Below are 14,742 nucleotides of genomic sequence, written 5' to 3'. Positions count from 1 at the left end.
GCACCGACGAAGGGAAACGACGCATGACCACCGTCACCCCCGGCCGGCCGGCCGTCGCGGTTCTCGGTACCGGGATCATGGGATCCGGGATGGCCCGCAGCCTGCTCAGGGCCGGACTCCCCGTCCGTGCCTGGAACCGCACGAGGTCCAAGGCCGCGCCCCTGGCCACCCACGGCGCCGTCGTGGCGGACACGGCCGAGGAAGCGGTGCGCGGCGCCGACCTCGTCCTCACCGCGTTGAACGACGGCCCCTCCGTGGCCGAGACCCTCACCGCGGCCGCCCCGGGACTCCACCCCGGCCAGGTCTGGCTGCAGAGCTCCACCGTCGGGCTCGACGCCACCACCGACCTCGCCCAACGGGCCGCCGGCCTGGGACTCGTCTACCTCGACGCCCCGGTCTCCGGCACCAGGCAGCCGGCCGAGCAGGGCACGCTGACGGTGTTCGTCTCGGGTCCCTCCACCGCCCGTGCGACGGCGCTGCCGGTCCTGGAGGCGATCGGGCAGCGCACCGTCTGGGTCGGGGAGGATCCGGGCGCTGCCACCCGGCTCAAGCTGGTCGCCAACACCTGGGTGATCAACATGGTCAACAGCGTGGCCGAATGCCTCAATCTCGCCGAAGGCCTCGGGATCGACCCGCAGCTGTTCCTGGACTCCGTCAAGGGTGGCCCTCTGGACACGCCCTACCTGCAGGGCAAGTCCGCAGCGGTGCTCTCCGGCGACCTCAGCCCGAGCTTCGCGCTGTCCACGGCGCTGAAGGACGCCCGGCTGATCCTCGACGCGGCCGGGGCGGCCGGGGTGAAGCTGGACCTGGTCGCCGCCTCCGCCGAGCGCTTCACCCGTGCGGAGGCGGCCGGACGCGGCGCCCAGGACATGATCGCCACGTACTACGCGGGCCGCGCCGAATGAAGGAAGGGCCCGACGGACGGCGTCGGGGGACCGTCACCGGGTGCCGCACCACCGCGTCTAAGAGGTAGCCCTGTGTGTTGCGGGCCGTAGTCGCCGGCCGGGTGCGGCCCTTCAGGTCCGTCGCCCGAGCGAGCAGCACGGCCGGGGCCGGGATCCCGCGGCACCCGGTCCGCCGACCGGCGGACCCCGCTCCCGACGCGTGGCTCGTCGCGCAGCCGTGCGGGTGGCCACCCGGCGTTGCCGTCGGTGCTGACCTCCACCGAACGCACCGGTGCGCCGTCCGACCACGACCGGCCGGTGAGCAGGTGCTCGCGGTGGGCGGTGAACGTGGCGTCAGTCCTGCGTGAACATCCCGCTGCGCAGCTTGCGCAGAAGGCGGCTGAGCAGCCGGGACACATGCATCTGGGAGATGCCGAGCTCCTCACCGATCTGAGCCTGTGTCATCTCCTGGCCGAACCGCATCTCGATGATGCGGCGCTCACGGTCGTCGAGCTCGTCCAGCAGCGGAGCGAGGGTGTGGAGGTTCTCCACCGTCTCCATGGCAGGGTCCGGCTCACCCAGCACATCCGCGAAGGTGCGCCCACCCACGGCGCGGCCCGCCGAGTCCGCCGTATCGGTGGGCCTGTCGAGCGATCCCGCCGTGTAGCCGTTGGCGGCGACGATGCCTTCGGTGATCTCCTCGTCGGCGAGGCCGAGATGCTCGGCGAGCTCGTGCACCGTGGGGTCCCGGTCGAGACCGACCGCCAGCGACTCCTTGGCCTTCGCGATGTCCACCCGCAGCTCCTGCAGCCGCCGGGGCACGTGCACGGACCACGTGGTGTCACGGAAGAACCGCTTGATCTCACCGACGATGTACGGCACGGCGAACGAGGTGAACTCGACCTCGCGGGAGAGGTCGAAACGGTCGATGGCCTTGATCAGACCGATGGTGCCGACCTGGACGATGTCCTCCATGTCGCCGCTGCCCCGGTTGCGGAAGCGGCCCGCCGCGAACCGGACGAGGGACAGATTCATCTCGATGAGCGTGTTCCGTGCGTACTGGTGCTCCGGGGTGCCCTCCTCGAGAACCCGCAGCCGGTCGAAGAACACCCTGGACAGCGTCCGCGCGTCCTGCGGGGCGACCTGCTCCGCGTCCTCGATCCACGGAAGGCCGTCCACGGCGCCTGCGTGTTCCGCACCGGCGGTCTGTGCAGTGTGCGCCGTCATCTCGCCACGCTCCCCTGGTCGAAGTCCGTGAGGTACAGGCGCCTGCCCGTGGGACGGCAACTCATGCATGGAGGGGCTGATTTGAGCCGCGGTCATGGCGTTTATGGCCGGAAATCGCCGCGTTCACCCTTCGCGGTCACGGTAGGCGAGATCGCCGAGGGCGAAGAGACGATGAACCGCCCCACCGGTACGGGGGAGCCCGGTGGGGCGGCCGTACCCAGGGTGCCACAGGGAGGGGCGCGCTGGGGCCGGATCCGCTCAGTGAGGCACGATCCGTCGGAACCGGTCCCGGCACCCGCCCCGCCTCGGCGCCGCCGCACGCGTAGCGGTGGCGGGCGGCCGGCCCGGCGCTCGGTGGGGTGGCGATCGCGGCGCCGTGACTTTCCGGCTGCTCCGCCGGAGGGCGTTCCTGTCCGTGACCGTCCCGTGGATCCGGCCCCGCGGACCGATGCCAGGACCCGGGCCCCAGGGGCGGGTAGGTTGGAACAAGCGGGTCGAAAGCGACGAACATGCGGGAGGCGTGCCGTGGTCATGGGACTCCGCCGCCCGGCGGTGCGCAGGGCGCCGCTGCCAGGTACGGACCCGGACGAGGAGTTGGCGGGCGCCGCCCGGATCGGGAACAGGGCGCTCGCGCTGTCCCTGTTCCTGCTGACCGCCGTGATCGTCCTGCTCGACGCCCTCACCGGGGACGACCTGCCCGTCATCCCGCTCCTGGTGGTCCTGCCCGCGCTGGCCTCGGTGTTCTGCACCGTCCGCCAGACCGTCTGCGTGGCGGCCTGGGTCACCCTGGTCGTCGTCGGCTCCCGCATCCCGCGCGCCGGCGCCTTCTGGGACGTCGCGTTCCTCATCGGCTTCACGATCCTCGCCAGCGCCCTGGGGGTCGTGGCCTGCGCGGCTCGCATCCGGCATGCCATCGAGATGGCCCGGCTCCGCTCGGCCACCGTCGCCCTCCAGCGGCAGATTCTCCGACCACTGCCCATCGTCACCCGGCAGGTCCGGGCGGAAGGGCTCTACGAGCCGATCGAGGAGGACCGCTTCGTCGGTGGCGACATCTACGAGGTCGTGGAGTCCTCCTACGGGACCCGGGTGATCATCGGGGACGTGCAGGGCAAGGGGCTGCCCGCGATCGGTGCGGGCTTCGCCGCGCTCGGCGCCTTCCGTGAGGCGGCCATCCGGGAGTCATCGCTCGCCTCGGTCGCCGACGTGGTGGAGGACGCGGTCTCCCGGCACAACGCGTTCTCCGCGGACACGGGTGAGACCGAGCGCTTCGTCACCGCTCTGCTGCTCTCCTTCGACGGCGACGACCGGGTACGGGCCGTGAACTGCGGACACCTGCCGCCACGGCTGCTGCACGACGGCACGGCGTCGGCGGTCCCCCTGCACCGGACCTCCGTACCCCTGGGCATGGGGGATCTCAGCAGCGAGGCACGCGCCGCGGAGTGGTTCGGCTTCCCGGCCGGCGCGTCCATCCTGGTGTTCACGGACGGGGTGACCGAGGCCCGTGACGCGACGGGCGCCTTCTATCCGTTCGACGAGAGGCTCGGCGCATGGGCGCGGCGCGAGCCCAGGCAGGTCCTGGAGGCACTCCAGGCCGACCTGGAAGCATTCTCCGGCGGGGTGCGCCGCGACGACGTGGCGGTGCTCGTCCTGAGCAGGAGGCAGGCCGACAACGGCGGCGACGCGTCGCGGCGGGAGGCCGCGGACGGGGACCGTGAAGCCACGGACCGTTCGGCCACGGCTTCCACCACCGCGTCGGCGCGCAGCCGGCCCGTCGGCTGACCACCGGCCCCCTCCCACGGACTCCTGGACCCCTCGCAGCGGCCCGGGACACCGCACCTGGACCGGCATCCGCCCGTCCGGCTCAGCGGGCGTCCGCGGGCGTGCGGATACACTGGGCGCCATGGGTACGTACTACTTCTTTCTCTGATTCCCGGCCAGGACGCCGCCGCGTGACGCCGAGGGCCGCCGCCTGACCCGGCCGGCTCGCGCCGCGTGCCGCAGTCCTTCCCGACGTCCGGCACCCGTGCCCCCGCCGTGCGCCTCTCCGGTGCGCGTGGCTGAGGGTCTGTCACTCCAGGGAAAACACCCATGTCCGTCCAGCGTCACCGTGCCCAGCTGACCATGAACGACGTCTCCAAGGCCTACGGGGACCGATCCGTCCTCGACCAGGTGTCCCTCACCGTCCGCCCCGGCGAGCGGGCCGGCGTCATCGGTGAGAACGGCTCCGGGAAATCCACCCTGCTCCGGCTGATGGCCGGCGCCGAGGCACCGGACAGCGGCGATCTCACCGTCCGCTTCCCCGGCGGCACCGGATACCTCGCCCAGACCCTCACCCTCGACCTCGACGGCACCGTCCAGGACGCCGTCGACGCGGCCCTCTCCGAACTGCGCGAGCTGGAACGCCGGATCCGCACGGCGGAGGCGGCGATCTCCGACGGACACCCGACCGACGCGCAACTCGGCGCGTACGCAGACCTCCTGACGGCGTACGAGGAGCGCGACGGGTACCGGGCGGACGTCAGGGCGGGCGCGGCCCTGCACGGCCTCGGCCTCGGGCACCTCACCCGGGACCGCCGGCTCGGAACGCTGTCCGGCGGCGAGCGGTCCCGTCTCGCGCTGGCCTGCGTGCTGGCCGCCGCGCCGGAGCTCCTGCTGCTCGACGAACCCACCAACCACCTGGACTCCGCCGCCGTCACGTGGCTGGAGGACCACCTCCGCTCCCACCGCGGCACCGTCGTCGCCGTCACCCACGACCGGGAGTTCCTGGAGCGGACGACCACCGTGATCCTGGAGGTCGACCGCGATCTGCGCGGTGTCTCCCGCTACGGGGACGGCTGGGACGGCTACCGTACGGCGAAGGCCGCCGCCCGCCGCCGCCGGGCGCGGGAGCACCAGGAATGGCTCGCCGAGCTGACCCGTACCGAGGAACTGGTGAGCGCGGCGGGCCGGCGCCTCGCGGGGGCCGGCAAGGACCCCGGGCAGGGCTTCGGCAAGCACCGCAGGTCGCACGAGGCCAGACTCTCCGGTCAGGTCAGGGCGGCCAGGACCCGGCTCGAAGCGCTGCGCCGCGCCCCCGTGCCGGCACCTCCCCAGCCCCTGTGCTTCACCGCCGGACTCGTGACAGCCGCTGAGCCGGCCCCCGAGGGGGACCGGCGTCGCGAACCGCTGGCCGCGCTCGACTCCGTCGTCGTCGGTGACCGGCTGGACCTGCCCGGCCTGCGCGTCCGGCCGGGGCAGCGCCTCCTGGTCACCGGGCCCAACGGCGCGGGCAAGACCACGCTGCTGCGCGTCCTCGCGGGTGACCTCGCGCCGGACGCCGGGACCGTCCGGCGCCGGGCCCGCATCGGATACCTCCCGCAGGAGCTCCCCGTCAGGCTCACGCGCCGCTCCCTGCTCGCCACCTTCGCCGCCGGACGGCCCGGGCCCGCCGACGAGTACGCCGAGGAGCTACTGGCCCTCGGCCTGTTCCGTCCGGACGACCTGGCCGTGTCCGTGGCCGCGCTCTCCACCGGGCAGCAGCGCAGGCTCGCTCTGGCCCGGCTGGTGACCCGGCCGGCGGATCTGCTGGTCCTGGACGAGCCGACGAACCACATCGCGCTGAACCTGGTCGAGGAGCTGGAGGCCGCACTCGCCCACTACGAAGGGGCCGTCGTCGTCGTCTCGCACGACCGCGGTTTCCGCGGCCGGTTCACCGGCGACCGCCTCGAACTGCGCGCGGGCCGCCCGGTGGCGGAGACAGCGGTCACGGCCCGGGGCTGAGCGGTCCACCGCTCCGGGGCCGGCGCGGAGCGTCCTACGGTTCGCAGGGCGCTCCACCGGCCCGGAGATGAGCACGCAGCCGTTCGACGAAGACCCGCTGGCCCGCCACCAGGCGCTCGGCGGCCTCGTCCGGTGTGCACCAGGCGAACCGGTCCATCTCAGGGAACTCCTGCCGCACCCCGGACCCCCTCGGCCACTCCATGGTGAACGTCCCCGGGACCGCCGCGGCAGGGTCCAGCTCGGCCTCCAGGGCCCACACGGTCACGGTCTTCCCGCCGGACTGACGTGCCTCGCCCAGCGGCACCCACGGGCCGTCCGGCACGGGCAGCCCCAGCTCCTCCTCGAACTCCCGGCGGGCGGCCGCCGCGGGCTCCTCGGCAGGCTCGTACTCGCCCTTGGGCACCGACCAGGACGCCGCCTCGCGGCCCGCCCAGAACGGTCCGCCCATGTGTCCGATCAGTACCTCGGCGTCCCGCTCATCACCCTCCGTGCGGGTGATCCGGTAGAGCAGGAGACCTGCACTGCGCTTCGCTGTCGACATGTCGTCAAGTGTGCCGGTGCGGGCCCCGGGGGACCATCAGCCCTGGCCCGTCCGGCCGACGTCGCGCCCCGGCTCCGGGGCCGCGAGGGTCATCCCGCGCCGCCCGCTGCTCCTTCCGATGTCCTCGTTGTCCTCCGGTGCGGCACCGTTCCCCACGGCCTCGCCCTCACCGCCCCGACGGCAGCGGCCGGCTGGAAGGCTTCTGGGTGCGGATCCGTATCCCGGCCGGCACCCGCCACCGATCCCCTCAGGGGTGGGCACCCCGAGCGGGTCTTCCCCGGCCTGCCCGAGCGCGAGACCCCCGGAGCGGTCGCCGGAGCTGTTACGGACCGACCCTTGCGGAGTGCCGTGACAGCCCCATAGGTTCCACGCCGGAGCAGTAATTGGGAGCGCTCCCATCATCGAGTCCTACGGGAAGGACATCATGAAGAGCCTCATTGTCTCTCTCAGGTCCGCACGTGCCGCGGTGACGGCGTCACTCGTGACGCTGGCCTCGCTCGCGGCCCTCTGCGCGGCGGCGACGCCGGCCCGCGCGGACACCCTGATATGTGACCAGTACGGAACGGCCGTCATCCAGGACCGTTACGTGGTGCAGAACAACCGCTGGGGCACCGCCGACGCGCAGTGCGTCAACGTCACCGGCGACGGCTTCACCGTCGCCCGGGCCGACGGCTCCGTACCGACGAACGGGGCGCCCAAATCGTATCCGTCCGTCTTCAACGGCTGTCACTACACGAACTGTTCGCCCGGCACCGCCCTGCCGGCGAAGCTGAGCTCGATCAGCACCGCACCGACCGGATTCACCTACGGGTACGTCGACAACGCGGTCTACAACGCGTCCTACGACATCTGGCTCGACCCGGAGCCGAAGACCGACGGTGTCAACCGGACCGAGATCATGATCTGGTTCAACCGCGTGGGGCCCGTACAGCCGATCGGCTCGCAGTCCGGCACCGCGTCCGTCGCCGGCCGCACCTGGGAGGTCTGGACCGGGAACAACGGCGGCAACGACGTCATCTCGTTCGTGGCGCCGTCCGCGATCACGAGCTGGAACTTCGACGTCATGGACTTCGTGGACCAGACAGTGGCGCGGGGAATGGCGCAGAACTCCTGGTATCTCACCAGCGTCCAGGCCGGCTTCGAGCCGTGGCAGAACGGTGCCGGCCTCTCGCTCAGCTCCTTCTCCTCGGTCGTCAACACCGGAGGCGGCACCGAGAACCCCGGTGAGCCGGGTACGCCCACGGCCTGCCGGGTGACGTACACGGCGAACTCCTGGTCGAACGGATTCACCGCCGACGTGAAGGTCGACAACACCGGGACCGCGCCCGTCGACGGCTGGAGGCTCGGCTTCACCCTGCCCTCCGGGCAGACGGTCACCCAGGCGTGGAACGCGGCCCTCGCGCCCTCCTCGGGCGCGGTGACCGCGACCGACGTGGCCTTCAACGCCCGGATCGCCGCAGGCGGCAGCCAGTCCTTCGGCTTCCAGGGCACGCACTCCGGAGCCTTCACGGAGCCGGAGCGGTTCACGCTCAACGGCGCGGCCTGCGCGGTGAGCTGACCGCACGGGCGAGCACGCCCGGCCGGCCTCCCCGCCGCACGCGGGGCGGCCGGCCTCCCCGGCTCAGACCTTCCGGTACCCGTACGCGTCCGTGGCCGCCGCCTCCACGCTCGTCAGGTCGCCTCCCGCCGACGCGGTCACCAGAGCGGCGACCGCACCCTCGACGAACGGCGCGTCCACCAGCCGGGCGCCGTCGGGCAGTTCCCCTTCGGCCAGCATGGACTTCACCGTCAGCACCGCACTCCCGAGATCGGCCAGCAGCGCGACCCCCGCACCCCTGTCGACCGACCGGGCGGCCTCGGCGATCAGCTCCGCGCTGGTCCCCAGCCCTCCGGCGGAGGTGCCCCCCGCCGCTGCCACGGGCGCGGTCGCACCGCCGGCCGCCAGTCCTCGCGCCAGCTCGACGACGGCGTCAGCCACCGCGGCGCTGTGCGACACCAGCACGATCCCGACCTGTTCGTCCTCGCTCACGCGTCTCCTCCGCCGCTCGATTCCGCCACCTCGGCGAGCGCGGAGACCAGCAGTGCCGACGAGGTCGCCCCCGGATCCTGATGCCCGATGCTGCGCGCGCCCAGATAACTGGCCCTGCCCTTTCGCGCCTGCATCGGCACGGTCGCCAGCGCGCCGGCCAGCGCCGCGTCCCGGGCCGCCCCGGCCGACGACCCCAGCGCCTCGACAGCCGGCAGCAGCGCGTCGAGCATCGTCTTGTCCCCGGCCTTCGCCCCGCCCAGCTGCGCAACGGCCTCGACACCGGCCCTGAACGCCTCGGCGAACTGACTGTCCGTCACTTCCGGCCCGTCCCCCAGCGCCTTTCCCGTGCGGCGCAGCAGGGTTCCGTACAGCGGCCCCGATGCCCCGCCCACCGTCGAGATCAGCTGCCGTCCCGCGAGGGTCAGCAGCGCACCGGGCGTCGTGGGGGATTCCGCCTCCAGGACGGCGGTCACCGCGGTGAACCCGCGCTGCATGTTGCTGCCGTGGTCGGCATCCCCGATCGCGGCGTCCAGGTCGGTCAGCCGGCCCGCTTCACGGTCGACGGCCGCCGCCATGGCGGCCATCCAGCGGCGGAAGAAGTCGGTGTCGAGCACATGATCTCCTGTTCCTCGCACACATCGGGCGGCTGTACGGTTCACCGGCCCCAGCGGAGCGCGGGCGTCCGCACCGGCGCGTCCCAGAGCCGCAGCATCTCCTCGTCCACCTGGCAGAGCGTCACCGAACAGCCCGCCATGTCGAGCGACGTGACATAGTTCCCCACCAGGGTACGAGCCACCGCCACACCCCGCTCGGACAGCACCCGATGCACTTCGGCGCTGAACCCGTACAGCTCCAGCAGCGGCGTCGCGCCCATTCCGTTGACCAGCACCAGGACCGGTCCGTTCGGCCGCAGGTCCTCCAGCACCGCGTGGACCGCGAAGTCGGCGATCTCCCCGGACGTCATCATCGGGCGGCGCTCCCGCCCCGGCTCGCCGTGGATCCCGATTCCCAACTCCAGCTCTCCCGGGGGGAGATCGAACGTCGGGGTGCCCTTCGCCGGTGTGGTGACGGCACTGAGCGCCACCCCGAAGCTGCGCGAGGACTCGTTGACCTGCCGCGCCATGGCCTCCACCCGCTCCAGCGGCGCGCCCTCCTCGGCGAGCGCACCCGCGATCTTCTCGACGAACAGCGTCGCTCCCGTGCCCCGGCGGCCCGCCGTGAACGTGCTGTCGGTCACCGCGACGTCGTCGTCCACCAGCACCCGGGCGACCCGCAGGCCCTCGTCCTCGGCGAGTTCGAGCGCCATGTCGAAGTTCAGCACGTCACCGGTGTAGTTCTTGACGACGAACAGCACCCCCGCGCCACTGTCGACGGCAGCGGCGGCCCGGACCATCTGATCGGGCACGGGTGAGGTGAAGACCTCACCGGGACATGCCGCGGAGAGCATGCCGGGCCCGACGAACCCGGCGTGCAGCGGCTCGTGCCCCGAACCACCGCCGGAGACGAGACCCACCTTCCCTGCCACCGGCGCGTCGCGTCGCACGACCACGCGGTTCTCGACGTCGACGGTGAGTTCCGGGTGGGCGGCGGCCATCCCGCGCAGGGCGTCCGCGACTACGGTCTCCGGCACGTTGATCAGCATCTTCAACGGTATCTCCTACGTACGTACCAGCCAGGTCCTGAGCAGGGTCCTGCCTGGTCGGCGGGCGTGATCGGGGACGCGGCCCCGGCGTTCGGCGGCGGATCCGGCGGGGCCGCACCGGCTCGGTGCCGGCCGCCTCGGCCTTCCTCAGGAGCACTCCCTCCGGTCGACGCCGGTGCGGACACCAGTATCGACATCGCGCGCCTGATCGGGGAAGCGGCGCGACGCGTCGGACGCGCGGATCCGCCGGCGCTCCGCCTTCCCGCGTCGCCCGCGTGGCGGCGGGGCGGGAGGGTTCGCGGAGCCCGCGCTGCCGGAGGCGCTGATCGTCTACGGGCCCGTCCCGGGACCGGTGGCCGACCACGGACCGGACGCCGCCGGCGGCGCCGCGGCCCACCCCGGGCTGTCCCCTCGACCGACGAGGGACCACGGCACCGGAGGCCGGCGCGTCCGTCCGGGTGACCTCTCAGCCGCCCAGGCAGAATTCCTGGTCCGCCGCCCACCGGCCGAACCACTCGCTCAGCGGAACGCTGATGCACCACTCGCGCCTGTTCGGGTCCGGCGCGGGCACGACGGGCGCGGGCTTGTCCGGCTTCGGCGTCCCGGTCGGCGTGGGGGCCGGCGTGGCGGGGTCCCCGGCACCAGGCTGCCGGGTCAGCATGTCGCGGTACACCCGGGAGGACTCGGGGTTGTCGGCGCACTGCCACACTCCGTGCGGGCAGTAGTCCGTGATCGTCTGGTACACCGGCTCGTGGCGCTCGATCCACTCCAGCATCCGGCGCATGTACTCGGGGTTGTCGCCGTTGCGGAACAGCCCCCACTCGGGGAACGAGATCGGCTTGCCGTGCTCCGCGGCGAAGTCGACCTGCTTCTGCAGACCGTATGGTTCATTCACCTGCTCGTCGAATGTCTGAGCGGGAGGCTGGTCGTACGAGTCCATGCCGATGATGTCCACCACGTCGTCCCCGGGATAACACTCGGTCCAGGGGACGGCGTCCCGTCCCCGGCTCGGCGCGAAGTCGAATCGGAACTCCTGACCTGGCACCGACCGCATGGTGGTGACGATGCGCGTCCAGTACGCCTTCCACGCGACGGGATCGGGACCGCAGCGGTGGGTGTACGTGGTCCCGTTCATCTCCCAGCCGAGCACGATCACCGTGTCCGGGATGCCCAGCAGGACCAGCCGGCCGGCCAGCTTGCGGAAGTGCTCGTCGAACTCCCCGCCGGCGCCCGCCCGCAGCAGCCTGCGCACCTCGCCGTCCGGGACGTGCTCCTCGTTGCGTTCCAGCATCGGCGTGTTGAGCACGAACATCCGGTCCTCGGCCCCCCGTCGCCAGGCCGCCCACGAGCCGAGGAAGCCCGGACTGCCCTCGATGTTCACCCACAGATCGCCCGGCAGATAGCTGTGCCCGACCCGCATCTGCCTCCCGCCGAGCCAGCGCGACAGCTCCGCCATCCGCCGCACGCCCTTCGGCCCGTAGTCCAGGTAGGCGCCGACGGCGGTCGGACCCTCCGGCCCCGCGGGAGCCGGAGCGGAGCCCTTGCCTGCCGTGGAGCCCGGCGCACTCCGGTCCGCGACGACCGCGCCACCGACGAGGAGGCCGAGCACAGCCGTCCCGATACCGAAATTGATGAGACGGCGCTGTACGGGCACGGCTCCTCCTTGGATTGTGGATTGTGGCGTACCTCCGACCCTGTCGACCATAAAGAGAAATGTTCAACGACGGGCTCCACGACCGCCCGTGAACGGACCATTCTCGGCACGTGGGGAATCAGACCCCGCCGTTCGGGTGATATCGGCCGAACGTGAAAGGAAGGGAGCGGACGCGGTTGTCGAAATTCGAATCGACCAGCTCCGGTTCGCCCACCGTCCGCACACCTTCCGGGCGTGTGAGGAGTTCGCTGAAGAGCGCCTTCATCTCCAGCCGCGCCAGATGCGCGCCCAGACAATGATGCGGTCCGCCCCCGCCGTACCCCAGATGCGGATTGGGCGAGCGGGTGATGTCGAACGAGTCCGGGCCGGCGAAGACCGAGGCGTCCCGGTTCGCCGAGGCGTAGAGAAGCATCACCTTCTCGCCGGGGAGGAAGACCCGGCCGCCGAGCGTGTACTCGGCGGCGACCGTCCGGCGGAACTGGATGATAGGCGTCGAGTGGCGGACGATCTCGTCCACCGCGCCGTCGGCGTGCCGGTCGAAGTCGGACTCCAGGAGGGCGCGCTGCTCCGGGTGGGCGGACAGCAGGACCATCCCGTGGGCGATCGCGTTACGGGTCGTCTCCACACCCGCCACGAGCAGCAGCGAGAAGAACGCGCCGAGCTGACGGGCGGACAACGCCTGTCCGCCGACGTCCGCGCGGACCAGCGCCGAGATCACGTCGTCCTCCGGGTGGCGGCGGCGCTCCCTGGCGATCTGCGCCATCACGATCTGCATGCGGGCCAGGGACCGCAGACCGCGGCCGGGCACCCGCAGCCGTGCCCGGCCCCGGCGCTGCACCCCCACGTACTCCGACGCGTGGTCGATCCGCGCGGCGATCTCGGCACGGTGGTGGCCCGGAATGCCCATCAGGTCGCAGATGACCTCGAACGGCATACGGGAGGGGGCCGACCGCATGAAGTCGCCGGGGCGCCCGGTGGCCACCTCGTCCACAAGCCGCCGGGCGATCCCCTCGATGTTCTCCTCGGCGGCGGCGAGCAGCCGCGGGGTGAAGGCGCGGGAGATGGTTCTGCGCAGGCCGGCGTGCTCGGCGCCGTCCATGTTCACCATGGAGTTCCCGAACACCGCTTTGGCCCAGCGTGCCGGTTCCGGAGTGGTGACACCGGGCGCACTGGCGAAGACCTCCGGCTGCCGGCTCGCCGTCCTCACGTCCTCGTGCCGCACCAGCGCGTAGAACGGGGTGCGTGAACCGGTACGCGGGGTGAAGCGGACCGGCGAGCCGAGCTCCCGCAACCGGGCGAACGCGGCCAGCCGTTCGGCCCTGGGCAGCCGCCAGAACGACGGGTCCGCCAGATCGGTGGGCACCGTCCCTCGTCCGCGGTCCGTGGAAGCCTGCGTCGGCGCGTCCATGTACAACCACCTCCGGGAGTTCGGACGGCCATGCTGGCCCGCCGCGAACCGCTGCACGGCCGACGCGGCCGGACGGCCCCGGGAATTCCCACGGTCGCGCGATGCCGCGCCGGACGAGAACCGTTCGCGCGTCAACTCGTTGCCCACCCAGAGAAGGACAACGCACAGGAGTGGACGAGAGGCAGGTACACCACCATGGACCCGACCACAGGCACGAGCGGGAGAGCGGCGGGCGGCCGCGGGCCGGCCCGCCGCGCCGTGCTGCGCACCGCGTTCACCGCGACCGTGATCGCCGGTACGGGCGGGGCGCTCGCCCCGGTCCTCCTCGGCGGCCCGGAGGCCGGAACCCCCACGGAGCGGAAGGCACCGGAGCCCGAGCGGTTCGCGGAGACGTACCGCGGCCGGCAGATCCGCGGCGCGGCCACGGTCATGGTGCCGGCCGGCGGGCAGCCGCGCGCCGGTGGGGCCGCGGCCGTGGCCGCCGTGCCGGACGTCGAGGTCCGCATCGACGGCAGACCGCTGCACGTGATGAGGCGCGCCGACGGCAGCTACCTGAGCACGGTCAACCACTACGAGTCGTTCCCGACGCTGCTGGAGACGGCCCGCGCCGCTGTCGACGAGATCGGCAGCTCCCAGCTGTCCACGACCTCCCCGCACACCATCTGAACCCTGAGGACGAGCACAGGTGTACAGCCGCAAGGATCAACGCAACCTCACCCGCACGGAGAAGAAGCGCCTGGTCGGCGCGATCCTGGAGCTCAAGCGCTCCGGACGCTACGACGAGTTCGTCACGCTGCACCGGCAGTACTACGTCACCGACGCCGAGGGCCGGCCACGGGCCGCCCACATGACACCGTCCTTCTTCCCGTGGCACCGCAGGTATCTGCTGGAGTTCGAGAAGGCGCTGCAGGCCGTCGACCCCGCGGTGTCGATCCCGTACTGGAACTGGACACGGGACAACACGCCGGCCTCCTCCCTCTGGGCGGAGGACTTCCTCGGCGGTAACGGAAGGTCCGGCGACCGGCAGGTCATGACGGGGCCGTTCGCCTACCGGCAGGGCAACTGGCGTATCGGCGGGGGAGCCACCGACGACCGCTTCCTGCGCCGGAACTTCGGCCGGCCCTCCGCACCGGTCACCCTGCCCACCGCGGCGGAGGTTGACCGCGCGCTGAAGGACCCGGTCTACGACACCCCGCCCTGGAACAGCCTCAGCACCACCGGCTTCCGGAACAGGATCGAGGGATGGGGCATCAGGGGGACCCGTGGGGTCGCCAACCACAACCGGGTCCACCGCTGGATCGGCGGGTCGATGGCGGGCGCGGGGTCACCCGACGATCCGGTCTTCTGGCTGCACCACGCCTACCTGGACCTGCTCTGGACCCGCTGGCAGAAGGCGCACCCCCGCTCCCGCTATCTGCCGGGTGGCAGGCTCCCCGCCGACGACCCGCAGCGGGACCGCGTCTTCGCACGGGACGAGCCGATGCCTCCGTGGAACGTGGCGCCCTCGCAGCTCATGGACCACACCCGGATCTACCGGTACGTCTGAGCCGGAGGCGGCCCGGCCCGGGAAGCGGGCGGGCCTCCCCTCTCCGCGGGAG

General features: G+C 72.2%; 13 protein-coding genes and 1 pseudogene. 6 read left to right on the top strand and 8 right to left on the bottom strand.

Going from position 1 to position 14,742, the window contains the following annotated elements; genetic code table 11:
• Window positions 1-23: 23 nt before the first annotated feature.
• Entirely contained in the window at window positions 24-905 is an 882-nt protein-coding gene (locus tag AB0F38_RS07640) for an NAD(P)-dependent oxidoreductase (RefSeq protein WP_361888221.1), read from the top strand.
• Between the two features lie 28 nt (window positions 906-933).
• Here AB0F38_RS07640 and AB0F38_RS07635 read toward each other — a convergent pair.
• Together AB0F38_RS07635 and AB0F38_RS07630 are read right to left on the bottom strand one after the other, a co-directional pair.
• Window positions 934-1,213, bottom strand: a pseudogene (locus AB0F38_RS07635) (sulfite oxidase); the annotation flags it as partial.
• Between the two features lie 25 nt (window positions 1,214-1,238).
• A complete protein-coding gene (locus AB0F38_RS07630; protein WP_361888218.1) occupies window positions 1,239-2,111 on the bottom strand; it encodes a SigB/SigF/SigG family RNA polymerase sigma factor in 873 nt (290 codons plus the stop codon).
• Window positions 2,112-2,636: 525 nt separating this feature from the next.
• Here AB0F38_RS07630 and AB0F38_RS07625 point away from each other — a divergent pair.
• Complete coding sequence (locus AB0F38_RS07625) at window positions 2,637-3,890, top strand: PP2C family protein-serine/threonine phosphatase (protein WP_361888215.1); 1,254 nt, start codon at window positions 2,637-2,639, stop codon at window positions 3,888-3,890.
• Window positions 3,891-4,199: 309 nt separating this feature from the next.
• The gene (gene abc-f, locus AB0F38_RS07620; protein WP_361888212.1) at window positions 4,200-5,870 is read left to right on the top strand and encodes a ribosomal protection-like ABC-F family protein; all 1,671 of its coding nucleotides are present in this window, start codon (window positions 4,200-4,202) and stop codon (window positions 5,868-5,870) included.
• A 34-nt stretch (window positions 5,871-5,904) separates the two neighbouring features.
• Here the strand turns inward: abc-f and AB0F38_RS07615 are convergent, their stop codons facing one another.
• Complete coding sequence (locus AB0F38_RS07615; protein ID WP_361888209.1) at window positions 5,905-6,411, bottom strand: NUDIX domain-containing protein; 507 nt, start codon at window positions 6,409-6,411, stop codon at window positions 5,905-5,907.
• 424 nt (window positions 6,412-6,835) lie between these two features.
• Between AB0F38_RS07615 and AB0F38_RS07610 the strand changes: the two genes are divergently transcribed.
• Window positions 6,836-7,969, top strand: a complete 1,134-nt coding sequence (locus AB0F38_RS07610) for a cellulose binding domain-containing protein (protein ID WP_361888205.1) — start codon at window positions 6,836-6,838, stop codon at window positions 7,967-7,969.
• A gap of 63 nt (window positions 7,970-8,032) precedes the next feature.
• On the opposite strand, the gene AB0F38_RS07605 is transcribed toward AB0F38_RS07610, so the two are convergent.
• From AB0F38_RS07605 to AB0F38_RS07585, 5 genes are all read right to left on the bottom strand, one after another.
• Entirely contained in the window at window positions 8,033-8,440 is a 408-nt protein-coding gene (locus AB0F38_RS07605; RefSeq protein WP_361888202.1) for a PTS fructose transporter subunit IIA, read from the bottom strand.
• Window positions 8,437-9,054 carry a dihydroxyacetone kinase subunit DhaL gene (dhaL, locus tag AB0F38_RS07600; protein ID WP_361888199.1) on the bottom strand — a complete coding sequence of 206 codons (618 nt, stop codon included), beginning with the start codon at window positions 9,052-9,054 and terminating at the stop codon, window positions 8,437-8,439. Before dhaL ends, AB0F38_RS07605 begins: the two co-directional genes overlap by 4 nt.
• Before the next feature lie 41 nt (window positions 9,055-9,095).
• Window positions 9,096-10,088, bottom strand: a complete 993-nt coding sequence (dhaK, locus tag AB0F38_RS07595) for a dihydroxyacetone kinase subunit DhaK (protein ID WP_361888196.1) — start codon at window positions 10,086-10,088, stop codon at window positions 9,096-9,098.
• A gap of 460 nt (window positions 10,089-10,548) precedes the next feature.
• Window positions 10,549-11,736 carry a glycosyl hydrolase gene (locus AB0F38_RS07590; protein ID WP_361888193.1) on the bottom strand — a complete coding sequence of 396 codons (1,188 nt, stop codon included), beginning with the start codon at window positions 11,734-11,736 and terminating at the stop codon, window positions 10,549-10,551.
• 118 nt (window positions 11,737-11,854) lie between these two features.
• Window positions 11,855-13,144, bottom strand: a complete 1,290-nt coding sequence (locus AB0F38_RS07585; RefSeq protein ID WP_361888190.1) for a cytochrome P450 — start codon at window positions 13,142-13,144, stop codon at window positions 11,855-11,857.
• A 195-nt stretch (window positions 13,145-13,339) separates the two neighbouring features.
• Here AB0F38_RS07585 and AB0F38_RS07580 point away from each other — a divergent pair, with 195 nt between their 5' ends.
• Both AB0F38_RS07580 and AB0F38_RS07575 read left to right on the top strand, forming a co-directional pair.
• Window positions 13,340-13,810 (top strand): tyrosinase family oxidase copper chaperone, encoded by a 471-nt coding sequence (locus AB0F38_RS07580; protein ID WP_361888187.1) that lies wholly within the window; start codon window positions 13,340-13,342, stop codon window positions 13,808-13,810.
• A 19-nt stretch (window positions 13,811-13,829) separates the two neighbouring features.
• A complete protein-coding gene (locus AB0F38_RS07575; protein WP_361888184.1) occupies window positions 13,830-14,690 on the top strand; it encodes a tyrosinase family protein in 861 nt (286 codons plus the stop codon).
• Window positions 14,691-14,742 lie beyond the last annotated feature (52 nt).

Origin of the sequence: Streptomyces sp. NPDC025273 (assembly GCF_040638585.1) — a bacterium.
GTDB lineage: Bacteria > Actinomycetota > Actinomycetes > Streptomycetales > Streptomycetaceae > Streptomyces > Streptomyces cinereorectus.
Note: the sequence above shows the minus strand (reverse complement) of the source record. Positions and strands in the feature narration are given on the sequence as shown.